The sequence below is a fragment of the Christiangramia marina genome (assembly GCF_048285865.1).
Classification (GTDB): Bacteria; Bacteroidota; Bacteroidia; order Flavobacteriales; family Flavobacteriaceae; genus Christiangramia; species Christiangramia marina.
Genome location: NZ_JBLVTK010000002.1, coordinates 294,596 through 319,623 on the forward strand (window position 1 = coordinate 294,596; position 25,028 = coordinate 319,623).

The window sequence follows — 25,028 nt, forward strand, 5'->3', positions numbered from 1 at the left end:
TCTGAAAACTTATTCTCTGAAAGAAACTTTCTGGAATTTCCATGTCCAAGACAAAGAAAAACCACATCTGCTTCCTTATTGATAAGGTTAGTGAACTTAAGTTCAGTATCTCCAATAAGATCCTGGTGAACACTGTGAACAGGCTTTCCGGGTTGAGAAGTACTGTAAATATAATTCAGGTTTACTTCAGGATGGTATAATAAGATCCTGATCAATTCTCCCGCAGTATAACCCGCTCCTCCAATAATTCCTGCCCCTATCATGAATCCTGATTTACGTGTTGGTAGATCTTTCCTGAATTAGAAAGGATCTTTATAAATCCTTTGGCATCTTCGGCTGTCCAGGCTTTGTTTTCTTCCCCATAATTTCCAAAGCTGCTGTTCATAAGATCATTCGGCGAGTTTATACCATCCAGCGTAAAATGGTAAGGTTTCAGGCTTACAAAAACGTCGCCGGTGACCTTGGATTGAGAACTCTCTAATTGAGCTTCAAAATCTCGCATAACCGGATCCAGATACAAACCTTCATGCAAATGCATTCCATACCAGTTGGAGGTATAATCCTTATGCTGGAGCTGCCACTTACTTAAGGTATGCTTTTCTAATAAGTGATGAGCCTTAATCGTGATCAATGCTGCAGCAGCTTCAAAACCTACTCTACCTTTAATTCCTATGATCGTATCACCTACATGAATGTCTCTCCCAATTGCATATTTTGAGGCGATAGATTCAAGTATTTCGATATTCTTTTCAGGAGAATTCTGCTCGCCATCAACTGCGGTAAGCTCCCCTTTGGTAAAACTTAAGTTAACCTGTTTTGGTTTCTTTTCCTTCAATTGAGAAGGATAGGCATTTTCTGGCAGTGCTTTTTCTGAAGTCAGAGTTTCTGCTCCTCCAACACTGGTTCCCCAAAGGCCTTTATTAACCGAATATTTTGCTTTATCCCAGTTCATCTCGACCCCTTTTCTTTTAAGGTATTCGATCTCTTCCTGTCTGCTTAGTTGTTTGTCTCTTATAGGAGTTATAATCTGGATTTCTGGAGCAATAATCTGGAAGATCATATCAAATCGAACCTGGTCATTTCCGGCTCCTGTACTTCCATGCGCTATATGGCCCGCCCCGATCTTCTTGGCATAATTTACGATCTCGATGGCCTGAATAATCCTTTCTGCACTTACAGATAAAGGATATGTATTATTCTTTAGAACATTTCCAAAAATGAGATATTTCACCACTTTCTCGTAAAAAGAGTTGACCGCATCGATATTTTTATAGCTACTTGCTCCTATCTTTTTGGCATTTTCACCGATATTTTTTATTTCTTCTTCTGAAAATCCTCCGGTATTCACACTCACGGCATGAACTTCAAAACCTTCTTCTTCAGATAAATATTTTGCACAATATGAGGTATCCAATCCTCCACTATATGCTATAACTACTTTTTTCATAATTACTGGTATTCAAATGTCCTTCAGAAGTAAAAACCGAAGGATGTATATTCATTATTGATATTATTTCTTCTCTTTCTTATAGAAAAGAGTCTGCTTGATATGTTTTAATCGCTGAAATGCCTTCTCATTGAATTTACTTTTAGGCTTCTCGATCTGCTTAGGATTTTTCTTTTTCTCGGGATCGTAGAGCATGCCGGTACACAAACACATTTTATGATCGGTACGTGTTAGAATGTCGTAATTCTTACAGGTCTGGCATCCTTTCCAGAATGTCTCATCATCGGTAAGTTCAGAAAAAGTGACCGGTTGATAGCCTAGATCATAATTGATCTTCATGACTGCTAGACCTGTGGTGATCCCGAATATCTTAGCATCCGGATATTTCTTTCGGGAATGATCAAAGATGACATTTTTAATCTCTTTCGCCAGTCCCTGGTTTCTAAAATCGGGATGGACAATGAGTCCGGAATTGGCCACATACTTGTCGTGGCTCCAGGTTTCTATATAACAGAAACCGGCAAACTTTTCCTCTTCCAGAGCGATCACAGCATTTCCCTTCTCCATCTTATTGATGATATATTCAGGAGTTCTGCGCGCAATACCGGTACCCCGAACCTTTGCCGATTCTTCGATAGTATTACAAATGATCTCAGCATACGAAGCGTGAGATTTATTAGCAATGAGAATTTTCATCTGCTAAAAGATTTATGTTGGAAATTATATTTTGATCTGGGTTTTCGAGAGCGGAACCGGACTCACCTAGGTTCCATAGATATATAGACGCACTTACGTGCGACGGGGAAAACGGCGGCGCATAGGGGAAATCTCAGAGAATGATCTGATATTTAGTTGGTATTCTATGCCGTTTATGTAGTTCAAAATTGGGATGTAAGATAATAGTAATAAAAAGTCGTTTCGGGGTGCTGCCTAGAAGCGGCGGCGGGGCCTGAAATGGAAACGGACTAATATTATCTTATTGATCGAAATCATATTACAAATGTATATAAATTTTTAAGGTACAGGCAGTTCTAGATCAAAAATTGAAATAAATTTGGATTATTATTCAAATATTCCCCGTAGAAATTCTTCTTTTTCATTCTCTCTACCAGGGGTTCAAAGTCAGCTGGATCCTTCAGCTCAATACCTACAACCGCTGGCCCGTTCGACCTGTTATGCTTTTTAGAATATTCAAAATGAGTAATATCATCATTTGGTCCCAGGACTTTTGCTACAAATTCCTTTAAGGCTCCTGCCCTTTGAGGGAAAACGATTACGAAATAATGTTTTAATCCGGAATATAACAATGCACGTTCCTTGATTTCGGCCATCCTGATGATATCGTTGTTACTACCACTAACGATACATACAACGTTCTTACCCTTGATCTTTTCAGCATAGAGATCCAGGGCTGAAATCGCCATGGCTCCGGCCGGTTCCACTACCATGGCATCCTGGTTATAGAGATCTAGGATGGTCTGGCAGATCTTTCCTTCCGGCACTGTGATCATTTCATCCAGGTTTTCTTTACAAATGGCAAAATTTCGTGTACCAACCTTTTGTACAGAAGCGCCATCTACAAATCGCTCTATATTTTCCAGCTCGATCACCCGGCCTTCCTGCAAAGAAGTTTTCATTGAAGGAGCGCCTTCGGGTTCGATACCAATGATTTTAGTATTGGGTGATAGTTCCTTGAACATGGAAGAAATTCCCGCCAGCAGTCCGCCACCTCCAAGTGGGGCAAAAATATAATCTATAGGTTCATTTGATTGCTCAAGGATCTCCAGGGCAATGGTAGCCTGACCTTCAATAACTTTTTCATCGTCGAAAGGATGAATGAAAATAAGTCCTTTTTCAGCCATATGTGCCATTGCACTCTTATAGGAATCATCATAGGTATCACCCTTCAGTATTACTTCCACCCACTCACCACCAAACATCTCAGTTTGCTCCACTTTTTGCTGTGGCGTGGTGCCGGGCATATAGATCACTCCTTTAACTTTGAGCTTATTGCAGGCAAAGGCAACACCCTGAGCATGATTCCCCGCACTGGCACAGATCACACCTTTTTCGAGCTGTTCCTGTGGTAAACTGGAGATCTTATTATAGGCTCCTCGAATTTTGTAAGATCTAACTTGTTGCAGATCCTCGCGCTTCAGCATCACCTTCGCATCAAAGCGCTTGCTATAGGTAAAAGATTCAGCTAAAGGAGTTTTCAGCACCACCTTTGAGATCCTTTCCGAAGCCTCTTTAACCGCTTCGAAACTAGGTTTGTAAATCGTATCTTTTTCCAGCAGAGTTTCCATTAAGCGTATATTTTCTTCATTGCAGTCATCGCAGATCGTAAAGTTGCGCCTACTTTCTCTACGGGATGTTCCTTGATCTGCTCATTCACTTTTGATAATTTCTCATTATCCACACCTATATCTTCTGAAGCAAATTTTCTTCCAGCAACTTCAGGTTCCAAAGAATTCACATAATCCTTGATCAATGGTTTGGCAGCATGATCGAATAAATAACATCCATATTCCGCCGTATCTGAAATTACGCGGTTCATTTCATATAGTTTTTTCCTGGCGATGGTATTAGCGATAAGGGGAGTTTCATGCAAGGATTCATAATAAGCCGATTCTTCAATAATTCCCGCATCTACCATAGTTTCAAAGGCTAATTCTACCCCCGACTTTACGAAAGCAACCAGCAAGACTCCCTTATCAAAATATTCCTGTTCTGAGATCTCTTCAGAAGTTGCTTCTGTCTTTTCGAAAGCAGTATTTTCGGTTTCAGCTCTCCAGGTATGTAACTCGGTATCGTCATTGGCCCAGTCTTTCATCATTCGGCTACTGAACTGACCTGAAATGATATCATCCATATGCTTCTGAAATAACGGACGCATTTTTTCCTTTAGCTCTTCTGAAATTTCATAGGCTCTCATCTTTGCAGGATTTGAAAGCCGGTCCATCATCTGTGTGATTCCGCCGTGCTTCAAAGCTTCCGTAATCGTTTCCCAACCATACTGAATTAGTTTTGCTGCATAGTTCTTATCCAGACCTTCAGAAACAATTTTGTCAAAAGTTAGAATGGATCCGGTTTGTAAAACACCACAGAGGATGGTTTGTTCACCCATAAGATCAGATTTTACTTCAGCAACAAAAGAAGATTCCAGTACTCCGGCGCGATGACCTCCTGTGGCATAAGCATAGGCTTTCGCCCATTCCAGACCAATTCCTTTCGGATCGTTTTCCGGATGAATGGCGATTAAAGTTGGAACTCCAAACCCACGTTTGTATTCTTCACGAACTTCAGAACCTGGACATTTAGGTGCCACCATGATCACGGTAACATCCTCCCGGATCTTCATTCCTTCTTCCACGATATTAAAACCATGAGAATAGGAAAGTACGGCTCCTTTTTTCAAATAAGGCTGAATAGCTTTGATCACGTTTGTATGTTGCTTATCCGGGGTAAGGTTTATCACAAGGTCTGCATCCGGGATCAATTCTTCGTAAGTTCCAACTGTGAAATCATTTTCTGAAGCATTTTTCCAGGATTGACGTTTTTCCTTGATCGCGCTTTCTCTAAGTGCATATGAAATATCCAGACCGCTGTCACGCATATTAAGCCCTTGATTGAGACCCTGTGCACCGCAGCCTACAATGACTATTTTCTTATCTTTTAAAGCAGCTGCTTCGTTACTGAATTCATCCAGCTCCATAAATCTACAGGTACCTAATTGATCGAGTTTTTCAGCTTTGGACAGGCTGTTAAAATAGTTGGTCATGATAATAAGTTTGTGGTATTAAATTTTTCTAGTATTCCTGATATCGGCATTTCATTCTTGGTGACTGCGATGGTTCCAGACCTTACAAATTGCATGAGTCCGTAGGGTTTTAGTTTTTCATAAAGCTGATCGACCTCTGTGCGTTTTCCGGTCTTTTCTATTACAAAAAACTGCCTGGTTACAGTCACAATACGCGCATTGGTCTCTTTAATAAAATCCTGAATATTATGATCATCCAGAAAATCTTCAGATTTGATCTTATACAAAGCTGTTTCCTGGTAGATCGTTTCCGCATCGGTATGATAAAAAGCTTTGATCACCTCGATCTGCTTTTCAATCTGTCCTACGATCTTCTTGATCTGTTCTTCGGAAACCTTCACGATAATAATAAAGCGCATCACTTCGTTCACCTCGCTTGGGGAAGCCGTTATACTTTCAATGTTAATATGCCTTTTCAAAAAGATTGCAGCAATCCTGGAAAGTAGACCAAGATTATTTTCAGTATAAATCGATACTGTATAGTTCTGTTTTTCCATTACTCTAATAATATTTCTGAAACTGATGCTCCGGTTGGAATCATTGGGAACACATTTTCTTCCTGTTCAACTTTTACTTCAAGGAAATAGGCTTCATCGCTTTGCATCATTTCTTTTACTGCCGACTCAAGCTGACTCCTTTCGGTTACCTGGTTTGCTTTAATGTGATAACCTTTGGCGATCGTTATAAAATCTGGATTTACCATGGTTGTGGAAGCATAACGCCTATCAAAAAACATTTGCTGCCATTGTCTTACCATTCCCAGGAATCCGTTATTTAAAAGCACGATCTTGACTGGAACTTTGGTCTGGAAAATGGTTCCTAATTCCTGTATGGTCATCTGGTAACCACCATCACCTATAACCGCAACAACATCTCTTTCTGGTTTTGCCATTTTCGCTCCTATGGCTGCTGGTAACGCAAACCCCATGGTTCCTAATCCCCCGGAAGTCACATTACTTCTTGACTGATTGAATTTGGCATAACGGCAGGCTGCCATCTGGTGCTGACCAACATCTGAAACAATGATGGCATCTCCTTTAGATTGAATATTTACTTCCTGAATGACCTCAGCCATTCCCAGATCTTTCTTGTTAACATCTAAATTTCCCTGAATGACTTTCTGATATTCAGTTTTGTACATATCCTTAAACTTCTGGTGCCATTCCTTATGAGAATATGGCTCCAGTAATTCAAGCAATGCCTTCAGACTTTCTTTTACATCCCCCAGAACCGGGTAATCTGCATGAACATTTTTATTAATTTCAGCCGGGTCTATCTCGAAATGAATGATCTTTGCCTGTTTCGCGTATTTTTCCAGATTTCCGGTAACCCGGTCATCAAACCTCATCCCAATAGCAATTAAAACATCGCATTCATTGGTAAGCATATTTGGTGCGTAATTTCCATGCATTCCCACCATTCCCACGTTCAATGGATGATCTGTTGGTAATGCCGAAAGTCCCAAAATGGTCCATGCAGCAGGAATTCCCGATTTTTCTACAACCTGTTTGAACAGATCTTCAGCTCCTCCCAGGATCACTCCCTGTCCCCAAACGATCATTGGTTTTTTAGCATTATTGATCACTTCTGCAGCGCGTTGTACTTCCAGAAGATTTAATTCCGGGATCGCCTGGTAACTTCTTATTCCGGAACATTTTTTATAACTGAATTCCAACGAGGCAAATTGGGCATCTTTGGTGATGTCAATAAGTACTGGTCCTGGTCTTCCGGACCTTGCGATATAAAAAGCTTTCGCCATTACTTCGGGAATCTCTTCAGCATTGGTGATCTGGTAGTTCCATTTGGTTACCGGAGTAGAAATACCTACAATATCGGTTTCCTGAAAAGCATCTGAACCCAGAAGATGGGACCCAACCTGGCCAGTGATACAAACCATTGGAGTGGAATCGATTTGCGCATCTGCAATACCGGTTACAAGATTGGTAGCACCCGGACCGGAAGTTGCCACAGCGACCCCTACTTTTCCTGAAACTCTGGCATAACCCTGGGCAGCATGCGTTGCACCCTGTTCGTGCCTGGTGAGCACATGGTGAATTTCTTTCTGATATTTATACAGTTCATCATATACAGGCATGATCGCCCCTCCAGGATACCCGTAAATAGTATCCACACCTTCTTCGAGCAAACATTTGATCACCGCCTCTGCTCCTGAAACGGTCAGGCTTTTTTTCTTGCTTTGCTTTTCGAAACTTGCTGTTTTAACCTCCATATTTCACCTAATTAAAATTCATCTGTCACGCATCCTTCTGATGCTGATGCTACTGTTTTTGCGTATTTATAAAGCACACCTCCTTTTGCTTTAAAAGCGGGTGCTTTCCATAATGCTCTTCTCTTACTTATTTCTTCATCACTCAAATGAGCTTCGATCTTATTTGTTTCGGCATTGATACTTATTTCATCGCCATCCTTCAGCAATCCAATTAGTCCGCCCTGTTGTGCTTCCGGAGTGATATGCCCCACTACGAATCCATGAGTTCCTCCAGAAAATCTACCATCGGTGATCAACGCTACATCTTTACCCAGACCAGCTCCCATAATTGCTGAAGTAGGCTTTAACATTTCTGGCATTCCAGGACCACCTTTAGGACCTTCATACCTAATAACCACTACATCACCTTTCTGCACCTTTCCAGATGAAATACCTTTATTGGCATCATATTCACCATCAAAAACTTTCGCTTTACCGTGGAATTTCAAACCTTCTTTTCCTGTTATTTTTGCTACGGAACCTTCCTGAGCGAGATTTCCGTAAAGTATTCTAATATGTCCTGTCGCTTTTATAGGTTTCTCCACTGGGTGTATTACATCTTGATCAAAAGGCATAGGTTCTACCTCTTCAAGATTTTCTGCTATAGTTTTGCCGGTTACGGTCATACAATCCCCATGAAGTAATCCTTTCTCCAGCATGTATTTCATGACGGCTGGGATTCCACCAATCCTGTGAATATCTTCCATTAGATATTTACCACTAGGCTTGAGATCAGCCAGAAACGGTGTTTCTTCACAAATTCTTTCAAAATCCTTTAATCCGAAATTGATTTCCGCAGCTTTAGCGATCGCTAAGAAGTGAAGTACCGCATTGGTAGAACCACCAAGTACCGTCAATAATCTTATGGCATTCTCGAGAGATTTAGCAGATACGATATCTTTAGGTTTAAGATCTTTTTCGAGCAACATTTGCATAGCTTCACCAGCTTTTACACTTTCCTGAATTTTTTCAGGACCGGTTGCGGGATTAGAGCTATTAAATGGCAAACTCATTCCCAGAGCTTCAATTGCTGAAGCCATCGTATTTGCAGTATACATACCACCACAAGCGCCGGCACCAGGACAGGCTTTTTCGATAACCTGTTGATACTCCTCTTCCTGCATTTCTCCGGAAACCTTGGAACCCCAGGCTTCAAAAGCCGAAACCACGTCCAGCTTTTTACCATTATGACATCCAGAAGAGATCGTTCCTCCATACACTAATACTGAAGGTCGATTTAATCTTAGCATTGCCATGAGTGCACCCGGCATATTCTTGTCGCAGCCAACTACAGTTACAAGTCCGTCATAAGACATTCCACTAACCACCGTTTCCATGGAATCTGCAATTAGATCCCGTGAAGGAAGAGAAAAACGCATTCCTGGAGTTCCCATTGAAATTCCATCACTTACACCAATCGTATTAAAAATAAGTCCGTTTATACCTGCTTGCTGCGTTCCTTTTTTAACCTCTTTTGCAAGGTCATTAAGATGCATGTTACAGGGATTACCTTCATACCCGGTACTTCCTATCCCTACGAATGGTTTTTTTAGATCTTCCCTACTCAATCCAATGGCGTGAAGCATGGCCTGGGAAGCTGGTTGAGAATCACTTTGCGTTATGGTACTGCTATATTTGGTGTTCATTAAATTTCAATTCTGTTCTGTAAGAATTAAAAATACTGGGAATCGAACACCTTAGGTCGTGATATTAAATGACTGAATGAACGCTAATTGAAGAATTAATCACCTATATAGTTGAATTACAGTTGTTTAAAGAGCATTTGTTTACGATCCCTGGAACTATTCCTGTGTAGAAATTAATATTACCAGAATAAAAAAAGCCACCAGTAATGGTGGCTTCGTGAGCTTATGATAAAATGGAATGTCGGAATTTTTTAGAACAAAATTTCCAACACCGCCACAACGAATTTTTCAACAATACTAATCATGGTTTAAAACTAATAAAAAGTTCTAAAACCTCCTCATTTTCAGCTGAATATTCTATTTTTTTCTTCGTAAAGAATATAGATCCTTTCTTCTGTCCTTCATATTTCGAACACTGCCGAAATTATGTAACTCTTTTAGTAGATCCAGATCGACATCTACCAGTAAAGTACTTTCAGTATTAGGAGTGGCTTCCGCTTTGATTCCGTTTACAGGAAAAGCAAAATCTGAAGGGGTTAATACGGCACTTTGAGCGTACTGAATATCCATATTATCAACCTTCGGCAGATTTCCAACAGAACCAGCGATGGCAACATAACATTCATTTTCTACAGCACGTGCCTGTGCACAGATCTTTACACGGGAGTATCCATTCTGGGTATCGGTCATGAATGGTACAAATAATATGTTCATTCCTTCCTCGGCAAGTAATCTCGAAACTTCAGGAAATTCAACATCATAGCAAATTAGGACTCCAATTTTCCCGCAATCGGTATCAAATGTTTCCAGTTTATTACCGCCTTTCATTCCCCAGGCAGATTCCTCTGCTGGCGTGATATGCAGTTTTTCATAGCGTTCGTAGCTTCCATCCCTTCTGCAAAGATATCCTACATTGTACATATGCTCACCCTCCGGCATTGGCATACTTCCGGTAATGATATTAATGTTGTAGTTGATGGCGAACTCCCGGAAGTTTTCCAGCAATTTTTCGGTATAATCTGATAACGCACGAATGGCTTCCGGCTCAGAAAGATGGTTGAACTGGGCCATTAATGGTGCATTAAAAAGCTCCGGAAAAAGTATAAAATCACTCTGATAATTGCTTACTGCATCCACAAAGAATTCTATCTGGGAAACCAGCGCTTCATAATCTTTGAACAAACGCATCTGCCATTGCACAAGCCCAAGTCGAACCACCGTTTTGGTAGTATTTACAAGTTTTTGAGGTTTAGAATAATAGATATTATTCCATTCCATTAAAGTCGCAAATTCCTTGGATTCATGATCTCCGGATAGATATCCCTTGATCACTTTCTTTACGTGAAAGTCATTACTTAACTGAAAGGATAGTACAGGATCATGAATTTCCTGCAATTTTACTTTCTCGATATAACGCTTTGGAGTTAACTCATCTGCATATTTTGCATAATTCGGAATTCTTCCTCCAAAAACGATTGCTTTCAGATTCAGGTGTTCACATAATTCTTTTCGAGCTTCATAGAGTCTTCGACCCAATCGCATTCCGCGGAATTCAGGGTGAATAAATACATCAATTCCGTAGAGAACATTCCCGTTTTTGGTATGCGTGGAAAAGTTTTCTCCCCCAATGATCTCCTCATAAGTGTGATTATCATCAAACTTGTCATAATTTACGGTAATTGAAAGCGCACAACCCGCAATTCGATTATCTATAATGATACACAACTGGCCTTCCGGAAACTTACTGATCAAGGTTTTGATTTCAGCCTTGCTCCAGTATTCATCGGGCATAGCCTGGTAACTTTTAACCATGGAAATCTTCAATTCCTCGTAATCCTTAACCTGTAAGTTCCGAAGTTCTATTTTTGCTGAATCTATCACGAATATTTAATTTGAAAGTACGAAGATACTGCAGTTCGCGAATTATGTAATGACGTAAAGCTGCTTTTGATATAAAGTATTCTTAAATTTTTAGATCTTGAAATACCCTTCTTTTATAGCAACCATGACCAGGCCTACTCTACTCTTAACCCGTAACTTATTGAAAAGGCTCTCCCGATAATTTTCTACAGTTTTAGGACTAAGATTCATTTCTGAAGCGATCGCTTTATAAGTAAGCTCACTACAGGCGTAACGTAAAAACTCCTGCTCCCTGCCAGTAAGTACTTCATATTTCTCAGCTTTTCCTTCATTTCTATAAGCTTCAGAAATTAGCTGATTCGTATAATAACCCGTATCAACGATCCTGTTTAAGGCGAGTTCGAATTCATCTGGATCTATATCCTTCAGAAGATATCCTCGAGCACCGAGTTTCAACATCCTGATGATCGTTTCATCTTCCTGATCTACAGTCAGGGCAAGAACTTTAAGATCTGGCTGATTTTCTTTTAACCAGGTCATTGTCTGTAGACCATCCATTACTGGCATTCTCATATCCAGAAGTAAAACATCTGGAAGTTCCAGGTCACTTTGCACATGGTCTACAAGCTCCTGACCATTTTTAAAATAATCAAGCACCTTGAAACCGTCGAAGGAATTCACCAGAACGCGAAGTGAACCTGCGAACAGCTTATGATCATCGACTATGCTTATATTTTTAGACATTACTGGTTATTTGAATAGGATAGTTTAATTTCAGTGAAGTTCCTTCTCCAACTTTACTCTGGATATCAATTTTAGCATTTATAAGCCTGGCCCTGCTATACATGTTAATTATTCCGGAACCTTTTTCTACTTCAGTATCATCGAAACCTTTCCCGTTGTCTCTAGCATGAATCTGCAGTGAATCTTCGAGGTAGTTTAATTGAACTTCAAGTGAAGAGGCTTCAGCATATTTGATGACATTATTAAAAAACTCCTGCATAATCCGGAATATAATGATCTCACTTTCAGGTTTAATTTCTCTGGCCTCACCCTTAATTTCCAATTCTGCCTGCAGGATATCCATACGATTATAGCGCTCCAGCTCGTCGCGAACAGACTTGTGCAACCCGGTTGTATGAATTACTTCGTTATTTAGCGTCCTGGAAAGTGAACGCACTTCATTTAAAGAATTAGCCACCAAGTCTTTGATCTCTGTAACCGCTGGAGCGGCATCCTCTTTAGATCTTTTTAATAGGATGTTCAACTGGATACTGGCCACAGATAGTAACTGACCAATATTGTCGTGGAGTTCCCAGCTTACATTTTTCAATGTAGCTTCCTGTATCTCGATCTTTGTATTATTGAGTTCAATTAAAAATTGTTGTTCTGCCTCAAATTTCTCCTGTAAGATCTTATTCTTCCGCTTTTGATAAGTGATCACAAAAAAGACGGTAAAAACGGTGAGTACAACGATCACCAGTATAAAATAGAGAATTAGAATGAGCTCTTCTTTCCGAAGCATTTCTATGTGATTTTAAATACTGGCAGGCCTTATTTAGCTGTTAGAATTAAACATTAATTCTAAGCTAAGATATCAGTTTTTCTTCCATTCCTCAAAGTTACCAGAAAACCTATGATAAAGATTCCGTATAAATAAATATTCCCGTACCTGAGAATACGCGCATAAAACTGGACGAATTCCAGATTACCTTCATTGAAATATCCTCCATAAATATTAATAGGTGCAATGCATAACTCGTATAGGATAAGCCCTACCGCGATATAGAAAATGATATCTGACTTAAATTGAAGAATTTCATCTGTACGAAGCATTTGAATCAGGTACGCCATGATACACCCCACCAGAAAGAATGTTCCAAATATGATGACCGTATAGTCATATTGATATAAATAGTTACCAAAACTTCCAAAACATAGTACACTGTAGATCACAAAGGCCCATTTTAGCTTAGCCAGGATCTTCCTTAGACTTTGACTTTCAGGATGGTTTAACTGTAAAATAAATAACTGCCCCAGCACAAAATACTTTATGACATAGAAATTATTATAATACCAGAAATTACGTGCAAAAGCAGTGTCTTTTAAAAATGGTGCCGACTGGTAATTATCATAATATGCCCAGATCGGGTACATGCCCAGCAGGTCGTAGAAAAAATTGAACCATAGGAATCCAACAAAAAGTTTTACACCAGTTCTTAAATTCCGGGCTTTGATGAGGTGTAATGTTCCAGCACAAGCCGCGAGGAATTCCATGAGATATCCTATGTATAGCTTGTTTTCAATAATGAATTTTATCACAGAAAATCCTAGCCTTTATATGGTAAAGGAGGCCACATACCTCCTACAGTATTCATTGGTTCAATTTCATCATTTTCGAGGTAATCTCTCCCAGAACCATCTTCCTCTTCAGCTTTCATTTTACGCGTAGCGGAGAAAAAAACGGTGCTAAGACTAGGTTTATCGCCTTCAGCCTGATAAGCGCCGAGCCAGACATTGATTCCAGGCCTTTCCGCATTATTCTGCTTAGATTGTTCCCGAACGTAGTTGATATATTCCTGAAGTTCTTCAAGATCAAAATGGAACTCACAGGTATCTTTATGTTCTTTTCCATTCGTAGTAACTATAGACCTGGTTTCACGCCATTCCTTTTGAAGTTCCTTAGCTTTCTGGACAGTAATGCACTTATTTGGTGGATTCACGATGATAAGGGTTTGATTTGCTGGCTCTAAATTATAATTTCTAAAAATAACATTGAGTTTATCTACAAGAAAGGGGAAAATTCCCCTACTCTACAGCCACTACTGTATCTATATTTGTAGAGTCATTTTAGTTTATCTAAAATGTTTTGGGGACAAAAAAAGTGTCAATCATAGTTTAGTTGTAGTTCTGAGTAGGGTCTTTTCTATAGCATTAATAAACTTAGTTGGCACTTTTTGCTATTTACATAAATCATCTTTTTCTATAAAATTGTACAGCTTCACCAGGAATTTTTTGAGAAATTACCTGGATTCCATATTCTGATAATTGTAAAACCCTTGGATAACCTCCCGTAGTTTGACAATCTCTCATAAGCACAATCAGTTTTCCTGATGGAGTAAGTTGAACGCTTCCCGGCATGACCGGGGATGTATGAATGCCTTTGAGATCATTTTGGATATATTCTTCAAATTGTACAGCCATACGGTTGCTGTCTCTATGTATCTTAAATTTCTTCTGAAAAATTAGTTTCTGCAAAGATTCTGGTAGTTTTCCAAATTCTGGCCCTTCATAAGTTTCGATGATTTCTGAATTAAGGTAATCTGTATCTACCTGAATAGCTGAATGAGAAAAACTTTTGATAGCTTCTGAAGCTTGATAATGTAAAAGCTGGTTCTTCTGAAGTCGATGATTTCCTGTAACAGCTTCGAACCAACTTCGACTTCCCAGAAATTCCGGAGATTGAAAACCATTTTTAATCGCGAGATAGGATCGGAATCCCGATTTTCTTTTTTCGAAGGATAGAATATCTCCGGCCTTAATTTGATAAGCAGTATTTAAATCGATCTCTAAATCGTTAATCTTCGGACTAAGATTTGCTCCTCCTATGCAAATATTTGTAGCTGCATTAAATTCAAGAACAGGTCCAAAAAATGTTATTTCCAGGACGGCATCATTTTCAGAATTCCCAAGAATTAGATTGCAAATTATGAAGGCATATCTATCCATAATTCCACTCTCAGGAACACCGTATTTTCTCGATCCAAATCTTCCAAAATCCTGAATCGTGGAAAATAACCCCGGCTGTTTAACAACTACCTCACCCATTGATTTTGATGATTTCGAATTCATAAATTCCTTGCTTAACCTCTTCCTCAATTTGGAAATATTCCGAATTACTTACTGGATGAAATTGGACAAAATCTCCGGCAACAAACGGACTGGGAATTTTACTTTTCGCACAGAAAAGATTCAGGGGTGTTCGACCAATAATTTGCCATCCACCAGGACTCTCTTGCGGATATATTCCGGTTTGATCTTCTGCAATTCCCACGCTACCTTTTGTCACAATTTTACGCGGAGTGATTTTTCGTGGCGTTGCAATTTTTTGATTCAACCCACCCAGGTATAAAAAGCCCGGTAAAAACCCGGTAAAATAAACAAGGTATTCTGGAGTGGAGTGAAGGGAAATCAGCTCTTCCTTTTTTATGTTTTTAAGCTCGGCTACCTCATTCAAATCTGGAGCATATTCTGCTTCATAGCAAACAGGAATCTTGAAAATTCGCTTGTCGATGTTTTTTGATATATTCGTAGCTCTAAGAATATTGGAAACGACTTTTAACTCACTATAGATATCTCTTATAGCTGAAGGATAACTTATTAATAACGAGTGGTATGTATTAGTTATTTCAACCTTTTGTTCAAGGTTTATTTTTGATAGCGCAGTTTTTGCCTCCAGTATAGTTTGAAGTATTTTTTCTGAAATTTCCTGAGGGAATTCTATCAGAATTCCGCGATCTCCCATTCTCGAAATACTCTTCCACTTCATCGGTTTTAAGATTTAATATAGATGTTTTCTGCAGCTAATTTACGTTGTAAATATTGTAGAATTTGCACCGCCGAAGGGGTATCAGAATGCACGCAAAATGTGTCTGCCTGGGCCTTTAAAAATTCACCGTTTTGCAATAATATCTTGTTCTCTTTATAGATACTTCTCACATGATGAAAAACCATTTCCCTATCCTCGATGATCGCATGCGATTTCGACCGAGGAACCAGACCATAATTTTTTTCATAGTTTCGATCTGCAAATGCTTCATGAAAGAGCTCAAATCTACCTAAAGCAAGTTCTCCAAGTTGGGAATTAAGAGGCACGAAGAGCCTTAGATCATCTCCATAATCTTCAAGAATTTCCATTACTATCTCGGAAATACTCCTATCTTTTGCGGCGTCATTATAGAGAGCACCATGCAGTTTTACATGACTTAGTTTCCCTCCTTCAGATTCCACAATTTGCTTTAGACTTAGCACCTGTCCTTCTATGGAAAGCTTCAATTCTTCAGCAGTCATTTCCACATGATTTCTTCCGAAGTTTGCCCGGTCCGGGTAAGATGGATGCGCTCCAATTTCCGCGTTATTTTCAAGAGCCAGCCTTACAGTTTTATGCATTGTTTCGAGGTTTCCAGCATGCCCTCCACAGGCAATATTGCAAGCAGAAATAAGTGGCATTAACTTTTCGTCAAACTCTCCACCTTCTCCAAGATCACAATTTATATGGATGGTTTCTTTTGTCATAGATTCTGTATTACTGTGTAAATTGATTTCGCCCCAAGGAATATTGCCAGGGCGATTACCAAGATACCAATTATGTTTTGAAAGGCTGAATTTCTGAATTTCCCCAAGATTGATTCTTGATTGACGATCCATAAGAGAAATATCGCAATGACAGGAAGCACAATTCCATTTGCCACCTGCGCAAACTGAATGATCTCGACCGGTTTTATCCCCAGGGAACTAAACAATATACCAAGGATAATTATGCTCATCCAAACTGCTTTAAACCTCCAATTGGCCATTCCGCCCTTCCATCCAAGACAACCCTTCACAACATATGCCGCCGCCAAAGGGGCTGTTATGGACGAGGTGATCCCGGCTGCCAGTAATCCGATTGCTAGAAATGTAGTGGCCATATTTCCAAACAATGGCTCCAGTCCTACTGCCAGACCAGCTACATCATCAATGGAGCTCAATCCGGATGAAGCTGCGCATATTAGGATTGCCATGGAAACCAGGCCGCCCAGAATGATCGAAAATACTAGTTCACTCTGTACAGTTTTTAGATGATTAACGCCGGTCCATTTCTCACCAACCAAAGATGCATGCAAGAAAAGATTGTAAGGCACTACGGTAGTTCCCACCAATGCGATGATTGTTAGAACTTCATCACTTATGGAAGTCGGCACAAAGCCTCGAAAAATTCCAGACCAGGATGGCTGGGTAAGAAAAGCTGTGATAATGAATGCCAGGCTCATTAAAACTACTAATCCTATAAATACTTTCTCCAGCTGCTTATAACTTCCCAGGTAAAGCAGTATAAATGCGGAACCTCCAACTATAAAACTCCAAAGATTGATGACATTTCCAGAAATTGATATTTCCTCAATAGGCATGATACTTTGCACACCCATGACCGCACCAGATATATTTCCAGCTTCGTAAGCTGCATTTCCAATTACAATTGCAGAAAAAATTAGAATTAGCGCTACTAAGCGGAGTACCGGAGAGGTTATGGATTGTCGTATGGAATCACTTAGACCTTTGCCCGTTACCAAACCAAGCCTGGCAGACATTTCCTGCAATACGATACAGGCAATTATTGAAACCAGTAGAGCCCATAGCAGACTATAACCAAATTCCACACCTGCAAGACTACATACGGTAACGGTTCCAGGACCAATAAATGCAGCAGAAACAAGGATTCCAGGACCTAGATTTCTGAAGAAGTTTTTCATTTTACGGGTTGCTTTCCAGATTCCTGTAAAGCATAAATCGCAAACGTTCCTAGCCAATGACCACCTTCATAACCGTCACCGGATACATTTGGAAAAGAATAGGCCACATGCTCATTAGCGAGAGCTCGTAAATGACCGAATTTTTCAGGATATTGATTAGCAAGACCGGAGAAAATCCACGCTCTGCTGAAGTTAAGACCATCGAGATGAACTAGTTTACCATCAGTCCTATCTGAAACTTCACCAACTTCCATCTCAAAATCTTCGTTTTTCAATTGTGGCATAAAATCTTCTATCCAAAGGTTGAAAGCACTTTTTGGAAGAACTCTTCTCATGATATCCACTTCTGCCAGGCAGGGAGAAATAAAGTCGTATCCTCCTGGTTCCCAGCTTACCGGGCAGTTGTCGTCATTCAGGAAGAAACTCTGTGCACTTTTCTTAACCACTTCCATTAATTCCTGGTTATCGGTTGCTTCTGCATAATCATATGCAAAAGTAAGCCCGAATGCAGTATTGGTATGCTCTCCTACTCTTACCGGGTAATTTAACTTCGGAAGGAATTCAATGAATCGTGTCGTTATTAAATCTGTAAGTGGTTGAAGATTTGCAGCAAGTTCCTGTCCAAGAGGATCTTCCCAGGACTTAAGCTCCTGTGACAACTTCAGCAACCATGCCCAGCCATAAGTACGTTCATATGCTGTACTTTCTTTACGATTGAAGTATGCAACCTCTCCTTCAATATTTTCTGAAGAGAGAGAGGTTTTTAATTTTTCACGAATCTCTTCATTCTTCTCTAAATCCGGGAATTGCTTCAACAAACTCACCAATGACCAGTGTGCGTGAACAGACGAATGCCAGTCAAAACACCCATAAAAGGCTGGATGTAAAGCTTTGGGTTCGTCCATGGCCTCTGCATTTTCGAGAGTTTGCCCCAATTTATTAGGATATTCTGTATTTAAGCAACTTAATGGTAATTCCGCAAGATTATTAGCTTCAGTAAGATTTAGTGTTACTTTATCGGTGGTTTTGAGTGCATCTGGCAGGATACTCTCAGTTATTAAACTGTCAGTATCTCCAGAATTTTCAACAGGATCTTCTGAATTTCCTTTACAGGATAAAATAAGTAAACATACGGAGGCTAAAAGAAGTTGTTTCATTGGTTGTTATTGCGTCTCTTTCGATGAATTTCGAAATTTACAGATTGATTTAGTAGGTTTTATCCAAAAATATAAAAAACAGGCAAAGGTTTCGTTAATTAAAACTCAAGATATTAACCCAGCCATCCTTCCCTGTCCAGACTTCTATATTGTATTGCTTCACTTATATGTTCTCCCTGAATTTGAGAACTACCAGCCAGATCTGCAATCGTTCTGGAAACTTTTAAAATACGATCGTAAGCCCGGGCTGAGAGATTTAGTTTCTCCATTGCCGTTTTCAATAAAGTCTTCGACGCATCATCCAACTGGCAATGCTCTCTTATCTGCCTTGGACCAATCTGGGCATTGTAATGTACATTTTCAAGATCCTGGAATCTTTCAGATTGAATACTTCTTGCCTTGCTTACTCTCTCACGAATAGATTTACTGGATTCGCCTTTTCTTTCTTCGCTAAGTTTATCAAATGGAACGGGCGTCACTTCAATATGAATATCGATTCTATCGAGTAACGGTCCGCTAATTTTGCCCAGGTATCGTTGCATTTCATAAGAAGATGAAGATACAGGCGCATCTGGATCATTGAAATAACCACCTGGACTTGGGTTCATACTGGCGACGAGCATAAAACTGGAAGGATAGGTAACGGTAAATCGAGCTCTGGAGATGGTGACCTCCCGGTCTTCCAGTGGTTGCCGCATCACTTCCAATACACTTCTTTTAAATTCTGGCAGCTCATCCAGAAATAGCACGCCGTTATGAGATAGCGAGATCTCACCAGGTTGTGGATATCCACCCCCGCCAACAAGAGCAACATCAGAAATTGTATGATGCGGACTCCTGAATGGTCGTTGAGCCAGCAGACCAACATTGTCTTTAATTCGGCCGGCCACACTATGAATTTTAGTAGTTTCCAGTGCTTCCTGCAGAGTCATAGGCGGGAGGATGCTGGGCAACCTTTTGGCAAGCATGGTTTTTCCCGCACCCGGCGGACCTATAAGTATAATATTATGGCCTCCCGCAGCAGCAATCTCCATACATCTCTTGATTGATTCCTGGCCTTTCACATCGGCAAAATCATGCTCAAGATTGTCAAGATCCTGGAAAAAAGTTTCCCTGGTATTGATGATCGTAGGTTTCAATTGTTTACCTGAATGAAAAAAATCGATAACTTCCTTGATGTTACTTATTCCGAATACATCCAGACCTGAAACGATCGCTGCTTCTCTGGCATTTTGCTCAGGCAGAATGAAACCTTTAAAACCTTCTTTCTTAGCCTGTATTGCGATTGGGAGTGCTCCTTTGATGGGTTGAAGGCTGCCGTCCAGAGATAATTCGCCCATTATGATATACTCTGAAATATTGATCGCTTTTATTTGCTCAGATGCGGCCAGAATGCCCATGGCAAAGCTAAGATCATAAGCTGAACCTTCCTTTCTTAGATCGGCAGGTGCCATGTTTACGATGATCTTTTTCCCTGGTAGTTTGTAACCGTTATTCTGAAGTGCAGCAGTAATGCGGTAGCTAGATTCCTTGACTGCATTATCTGGTAAGCCTACGAGATGGTATCCAATACCTGAAGCAACATTGACCTCGATAGTGATAGTGGTGGCATCCACACCAAAAACAGCACTTCCATAAACTTTTACAAGCATAAAATCACTTAAAATGTAGGGTCGTTAAACGCCGCTAAATGTACATTTTAAACTTATAAGTCATACATATCCAATGGGTTGTATCGCCAAATTTTTCATAAAAAAAAGACCCGCTATCTGCGAGTCTTTTTAGTTTTTGAAAATGAGTTGTATTATTTACCGATCACATTTTGACGGTAATATTCAATTAATGCATCAATGGGTCTTCTTACGATATTTCCAACTTCGATCCCGTAAGGTTGCAAAACTGCCTTGATAATATCCTGACTGAAGTATGCGATAGAACCTATAAAATGAACAGGAACAGAAGTCACCTGTGGATAGCTCATCACTCTTGAATGGACAAAATCTGAAAGGCCTTCGTGTAGTAACTTATAGAAGTAGCCATTACGCTCATTCGTAAAAATAAATTCTGCGAAATGTGCCAGATATGTATTAGGGTTGTCCTTACGATAAAGGTTCATCTTAATCGTATCTGAATTGAGGTCGAACTTTTGCTCAAATTTTTCAGCAATTTCAGGAGGCATTCTTTTGTAGTAATAATCGCGGATCAGTCTTTTTCCGAAGTAATTACCACTGGCCTCGTCCATTAGAATATAGCCTAGAGATGCAACTGCCTGAGAGATATTTTCACCATCAAAATAACAGCTGTTGGATCCGGTACCAAGAATACATACGATACCAGGCTCGGTAGTCGCAGCATAAACAGCTGCTACCGTATCTTCCATCACTTTTACTTCATCTGCATTCGTGAAATAGTTCGCGATAATACTTCTAAGAAGTTCAGTAGGAGTTGGTGTACCGCAACCGGCACCATAAAAATGTACTTTTTCGATCGTATCTCTTACTTCTGCAAGTTCAGGATTTTCAGCAAGACGTTCTTCAAGAACAGCTTCCTTAAAAACAGCAGGATTCAAACCTTTACTTCTGGTTTTGAAAATCTGCTCACCTTCATTGTTCAGTAAGATCCAGTCACATTTAGTGGACCCGCCATCGGCAATCAATATCATGTTCTGAGATGGATTAAATTGAAAAGAAAGCAGTTCAGCTGTAACACCGAACTGCTATTTAGTTTTATTCAGAATGAATTATAGTGAAGCTACGTGAGCTGCAAGATCTACAAGCTTGGAAGAATACCCATACTCGTTATCGTACCATGCGATTAGTTTGAAGAACTTGTCATTAAGTTCGATACCAGCACCTGCATCAAAATTACAGGTATGTGGATCTGAAACGTAATCCTGGCTTACTACTTCTTCTTCAGTATAAGAAATTACACCTTTGTAATCTCCTTCGGCAGCCTTTTTAAAAGCAGCTTTGATCTCTTCGTAACTAGTAGACTTTTCAGTTTTAACAGTAAGATCCACTACAGAAACATCTGTAGTTGGAACTCTAAATGCCATCCCAGTAAGTTTTCCTTTAAGAGAAGGAATTACTTTAGTTACTGCTACTGCAGCTCCAGTTGAACTTGGGATGATATTCGCCATTGCGCTTCTTCCTAGTCTGAAGTTTTTCTTAGATGGAGAATCAACCGTAAATTGAGTAGATGTGGTTGCGTGAACAGTCGTCATTAATCCTTCTACAAGACCAAACTCATCATCAATCACTTTTGCAAGCGGTGCAAGACAGTTAGTAGTACACGAAGCATTGGAAACAATATTCTGATCTGCCTTTACATCCTGGTGATTAACTCCCATTACGAACATTGGAGCGGTTTTAGAAGGAGCTGAAATTACAACCTTTCTAGCACCAGCATCAAGGTGAGCCTGTGCGTTGTCAAGATCTGTAAAGATTCCAGTACAATCCATTACTACATCGACTCCTGCATCACCCCATTTAAGGTCTGCTGGATTTTTTTCTGAAGTAACTCTAATTTTGTTTCCGTCAACGATAAGACTTCCGTCTTTTACTTCAACAGAACCTGCGTATTTTCCGTGAACCGAATCATACTTCAGTAAATATGCCAAATGATCTACATCAAGAAGATCGTTGATAGCTACAACTTCTACTTTTTCGCTTTGCGCCGCAATTCTGAAAGCAATTCTTCCAATACGACCAAATCCATTAATTCCAATTTTAGTACTCATTTTCTTTGGTTTTTAATTATACCGAAGTGATGTCTGCCACCCTCCGTAATTCTTTATCTATTTTTGCTTCACCTTTAATCGCCGTTAGTAAATCTACGTTTACGACTTTCTGGTGGTGAATTCCTACCATGATCTCAGTTTTTCCGTTCATCAAAGCTTCTACTGCTCCAACTCCTAGCTTACTAGCCAGAACACGATCAAAACAACTTGGAGAACCTCCACGCTGTATATGACCTAAAACAGAAACTCTTACTTCGTATTCATCGAGGTTCTCTTCTATAAATGAGGCGAGTTCGAAAATATTCTTCCCGCTCTTATCTCCTTCTGCAACCACGATGATACTGGAAGTTTTACCAGTCTTTTTACTCTTTCTAAGTGAATCCAGTAGTCTTTCTACTCCAAGATTTTCCTCAGGGATCAAAATTTCTTCAGCACCAGCACCAATACCACTATTTAAAGCAATATCACCAGCATCACGTCCCATCACTTCCACTAAGAACAACCTGTTATGGGAACTTGCCGTATCACGAATCTTATCGATCGCCTCAACGACTGTATTTAAAGCAGTATCGTAACCCAGGGTAAAGTCGGTTCCATTAATATCATTATCGATGGTCGCAGGAATTCCTACTACCGGAAAACCAAATTCTTTACTGAATAGTTGTCCGCCAGTAAAAGTACCATCTCCACCAATTACGATAAGTGCATCTACATTGTTTGCTTTAAGATTATCGTAGGCTTTTTGACGACCTTCTTTAGTCTGAAATTCTTTGGAACGGGTAGACTTCAAAAAAGTTCCTCCTCTATTGATTATATTTCTAACTGAACGTGCATCAAGTGGTTCAAAATCTGCTTCGATAAGACCTTGAAATCCACGAAATATTCCTGTACATTCAAGATCATGATATGAACAGGCACGAACAACTGCTCTTATAGCAGCATTCATTCCCGGAGCATCTCCTCCGGAAGTTAGAACAGCGATGTTTCTAATTTTTTCGACCATTACCCTCAAAGCTAACTTCTTTCAAACCAATTACCTAATTTCGGAAAAAACTAAAACGTTTTCGGTTAATAACTAATAAAAAAAGCCACAATAATGTGGCTTTTTTCAATTTATTGGCAGTTTAATTACTTATTTATCAAAATTCGGTATTCCCAGCCTTTAAAACTCATCTGTTGATCTTTGGCAAGTTTCATTTCAGAATCGTTCATATAATCCATAAAATCACCTTCTATTTCTGCTGAAAATTCTACAGGTTCGGCAGTCATATTTGCTATATAATAAAGAGTTTCTCCATTCTTCTCTCTTTTGAACGCCAGCACCTTTTCATCTGCAGATGTTGCAACATCATTATAAGAGGCAGCCGACTTCCCTCCGTGCAATGCCACACTGGAAGTTTTTAATTTGCCAAGTTTTTCAAGTAATGGATATACTTTGCCTTTTTTCTTCGGAATTGTATCTTTTACAAAGAACTTCAGTCTTTTATTCATGTCGTATTCCTGTCCGCTATAGATCAAAGGCATTCCCGGTAAAGTATAGGACATGGCCAGCATTGCTTCCGAAGCATCTCCCATTCTTTCCTCTACGGTTCCAGCCCATGAATTCTCATCGTGATTTGTTACAAAATTCATCAGGTAATCATCTTCCTGAAATGTAGAATCCACTTTTTCCATATAATCATCCCAGTCTTTGGCAGTTTTATCTCCCTGCGCAATGCTATTCATGATATGGTGTCCTTCCCAGTTATATCCCATTTCAAAAGCATTGTGGAATAATTCTTTAGGACTTTCTGCTTCAGCCAACATAAACACCGGTTTCACTTCACGCAATTTTGCCGCGATATCTTCCCAGAAATCTGTAGGAACCGAGTGTGCAGCATCTGCACGGTACCCATCGATATCGTGTTCCTCGATCCAGAAAAGCATGTCTTTTTTCATCGCTTCCCTTAAACCTTCGTTGTCAAAATTTAGATCGGCAACATCTGTCCAGCCCCATGGTTCTCCAGTTGCATCATTGATAGGATCTGTGATCTCACCCTTATCATTTTTAGTGTAATATTCAGGATGCTCCTCGATCCATGCATGATCCCAGCCGGTGTGATTCGCCACCCAGTCAAGAATAACATACATATCATTATCATGAGCAGTTCGCACCAGTTCATCAAAATCTTCCATGGTCCCAAAATCTGGATTTACCGCATTGTAATCTGAAATTGCATAATAGCTTCCCAGATACATCTTACGCTCTTCCGGATCTTCAATATCCTCAATGGATTTATCTCCGGTCGCTTTCCTTTTCTTCATGGAAATAGGATACATTGGCATTAACCAGATCACTTTTACTCCAAGTTCCTTAAGCTGCGGAATGTCTTTCGTGAAGGCATCAAAAGTACCTTCTGGGGAATATTGCCTGATATTCGCTTCATAAATAATAGCCGACTCCAGCATATCGTCATTCACTGGTGCCAGTGAATCTTTTGCGGTTTCATTCTCTGCATTCTCTGGCTGATTTGTTTCATTTTTACAGGAAACAAAGAGAATCATGAGAGCCAGTATAAAGGTTATCTTCTTCATGTGT

The 25,028-nt window shown here is 39.8% G+C and carries 22 protein-coding genes and 1 pseudogene; all 23 read right to left on the minus strand.

Annotated features, from left to right (window positions below; genetic code table 11):
* Positions 1–263: pseudogene (locus ACNKXS_RS07800) on the minus strand (N-acetyl-gamma-glutamyl-phosphate reductase); the annotation flags it as partial.
* The gene (locus ACNKXS_RS07805; protein WP_417920391.1) at positions 260–1,447 is read right to left on the minus strand and encodes an argininosuccinate synthase; all 1,188 of its coding nucleotides are present in this window, start codon (positions 1,445–1,447) and stop codon (positions 260–262) included. The pseudogene ACNKXS_RS07800 and the gene ACNKXS_RS07805, both read right to left, overlap by 4 nt.
* 63 nt (positions 1,448–1,510) lie before the next feature.
* Positions 1,511–2,143 (minus strand): GNAT family N-acetyltransferase, encoded by a 633-nt coding sequence (locus ACNKXS_RS07810; protein ID WP_417920392.1) that lies wholly within the window; start codon positions 2,141–2,143, stop codon positions 1,511–1,513.
* Positions 2,144–2,478: 335 nt separating this feature from the next.
* On the minus strand, positions 2,479–3,753 hold the full coding sequence (ilvA, locus tag ACNKXS_RS07815; RefSeq protein ID WP_417920393.1) for a threonine ammonia-lyase IlvA: 1,275 nt from the start codon (positions 3,751–3,753) through the stop codon (positions 2,479–2,481).
* The gene (gene ilvC, locus ACNKXS_RS07820) at positions 3,753–5,228 is read right to left on the minus strand and encodes a ketol-acid reductoisomerase (RefSeq protein WP_417920394.1); all 1,476 of its coding nucleotides are present in this window, start codon (positions 5,226–5,228) and stop codon (positions 3,753–3,755) included. Before ilvC ends, ilvA begins: the two co-directional genes overlap by 1 nt.
* A complete protein-coding gene (gene ilvN / locus ACNKXS_RS07825) occupies positions 5,225–5,764 on the minus strand; it encodes an acetolactate synthase small subunit (RefSeq protein ID WP_417920395.1) in 540 nt (179 codons plus the stop codon). Before ilvN ends, ilvC begins: the two co-directional genes overlap by 4 nt.
* The gene (ilvB, locus tag ACNKXS_RS07830; RefSeq protein ID WP_417920396.1) at positions 5,764–7,497 is read right to left on the minus strand and encodes a biosynthetic-type acetolactate synthase large subunit; all 1,734 of its coding nucleotides are present in this window, start codon (positions 7,495–7,497) and stop codon (positions 5,764–5,766) included. The genes ilvN and ilvB overlap by 1 nt, the downstream gene beginning before the upstream one ends.
* A gap of 11 nt (positions 7,498–7,508) precedes the next feature.
* Positions 7,509–9,182 carry a dihydroxy-acid dehydratase gene (gene ilvD / locus ACNKXS_RS07835; protein WP_417920397.1) on the minus strand — a complete coding sequence of 558 codons (1,674 nt, stop codon included), beginning with the start codon at positions 9,180–9,182 and terminating at the stop codon, positions 7,509–7,511.
* Between the two features lie 357 nt (positions 9,183–9,539).
* Positions 9,540–11,063 (minus strand): GNAT family N-acetyltransferase, encoded by a 1,524-nt coding sequence (locus ACNKXS_RS07840; protein ID WP_417920398.1) that lies wholly within the window; start codon positions 11,061–11,063, stop codon positions 9,540–9,542.
* Between the two features lie 90 nt (positions 11,064–11,153).
* Positions 11,154–11,786 carry a response regulator transcription factor gene (locus tag ACNKXS_RS07845; protein WP_417920399.1) on the minus strand — a complete coding sequence of 211 codons (633 nt, stop codon included), beginning with the start codon at positions 11,784–11,786 and terminating at the stop codon, positions 11,154–11,156.
* Complete coding sequence (locus ACNKXS_RS07850) at positions 11,779–12,567, minus strand: sensor histidine kinase (RefSeq protein ID WP_417920400.1); 789 nt, start codon at positions 12,565–12,567, stop codon at positions 11,779–11,781. Before ACNKXS_RS07850 ends, ACNKXS_RS07845 begins: the two co-directional genes overlap by 8 nt.
* 59 nt (positions 12,568–12,626) lie before the next feature.
* Entirely contained in the window at positions 12,627–13,319 is a 693-nt protein-coding gene (locus ACNKXS_RS07855) for a hypothetical protein (RefSeq protein WP_417920401.1), read from the minus strand.
* 53 nt (positions 13,320–13,372) lie between these two features.
* Positions 13,373–13,765 carry a hypothetical protein gene (locus tag ACNKXS_RS07860; protein ID WP_417920402.1) on the minus strand — a complete coding sequence of 131 codons (393 nt, stop codon included), beginning with the start codon at positions 13,763–13,765 and terminating at the stop codon, positions 13,373–13,375.
* Positions 13,766–14,015: 250 nt separating this feature from the next.
* On the minus strand, positions 14,016–14,894 hold the full coding sequence (locus ACNKXS_RS07865) for a 5-oxoprolinase subunit C family protein (RefSeq protein ID WP_417920403.1): 879 nt from the start codon (positions 14,892–14,894) through the stop codon (positions 14,016–14,018).
* Positions 14,863–15,591 carry a 5-oxoprolinase subunit PxpB gene (gene pxpB / locus ACNKXS_RS07870; RefSeq protein ID WP_417920404.1) on the minus strand — a complete coding sequence of 243 codons (729 nt, stop codon included), beginning with the start codon at positions 15,589–15,591 and terminating at the stop codon, positions 14,863–14,865. The genes ACNKXS_RS07865 and pxpB overlap by 32 nt, the downstream gene beginning before the upstream one ends.
* A gap of 5 nt (positions 15,592–15,596) precedes the next feature.
* On the minus strand, positions 15,597–16,337 hold the full coding sequence (pxpA, locus tag ACNKXS_RS07875) for a 5-oxoprolinase subunit PxpA (RefSeq protein WP_417920405.1): 741 nt from the start codon (positions 16,335–16,337) through the stop codon (positions 15,597–15,599).
* The gene (locus ACNKXS_RS07880; protein WP_417920406.1) at positions 16,334–17,554 is read right to left on the minus strand and encodes an Nramp family divalent metal transporter; all 1,221 of its coding nucleotides are present in this window, start codon (positions 17,552–17,554) and stop codon (positions 16,334–16,336) included. Before ACNKXS_RS07880 ends, pxpA begins: the two co-directional genes overlap by 4 nt.
* Positions 17,551–18,711 (minus strand): DUF2891 domain-containing protein, encoded by a 1,161-nt coding sequence (locus ACNKXS_RS07885; RefSeq protein WP_417920407.1) that lies wholly within the window; start codon positions 18,709–18,711, stop codon positions 17,551–17,553. The genes ACNKXS_RS07880 and ACNKXS_RS07885 overlap by 4 nt, the downstream gene beginning before the upstream one ends.
* 113 nt (positions 18,712–18,824) lie before the next feature.
* The gene (locus tag ACNKXS_RS07890) at positions 18,825–20,363 is read right to left on the minus strand and encodes a YifB family Mg chelatase-like AAA ATPase (protein WP_417920408.1); all 1,539 of its coding nucleotides are present in this window, start codon (positions 20,361–20,363) and stop codon (positions 18,825–18,827) included.
* A gap of 152 nt (positions 20,364–20,515) precedes the next feature.
* Positions 20,516–21,373 carry a BadF/BadG/BcrA/BcrD ATPase family protein gene (locus ACNKXS_RS07895; protein ID WP_417920409.1) on the minus strand — a complete coding sequence of 286 codons (858 nt, stop codon included), beginning with the start codon at positions 21,371–21,373 and terminating at the stop codon, positions 20,516–20,518.
* Positions 21,374–21,451: 78 nt separating this feature from the next.
* A complete protein-coding gene (gap, locus tag ACNKXS_RS07900; protein ID WP_141877294.1) occupies positions 21,452–22,450 on the minus strand; it encodes a type I glyceraldehyde-3-phosphate dehydrogenase in 999 nt (332 codons plus the stop codon).
* Positions 22,451–22,466: 16 nt separating this feature from the next.
* The gene (gene pfkA, locus ACNKXS_RS07905; RefSeq protein WP_417920410.1) at positions 22,467–23,453 is read right to left on the minus strand and encodes a 6-phosphofructokinase; all 987 of its coding nucleotides are present in this window, start codon (positions 23,451–23,453) and stop codon (positions 22,467–22,469) included.
* A 125-nt stretch (positions 23,454–23,578) separates the two neighbouring features.
* Positions 23,579–25,024 (minus strand): alpha-amylase family glycosyl hydrolase, encoded by a 1,446-nt coding sequence (locus tag ACNKXS_RS07910; protein ID WP_417920411.1) that lies wholly within the window; start codon positions 25,022–25,024, stop codon positions 23,579–23,581.
* Positions 25,025–25,028 lie beyond the last annotated feature (4 nt).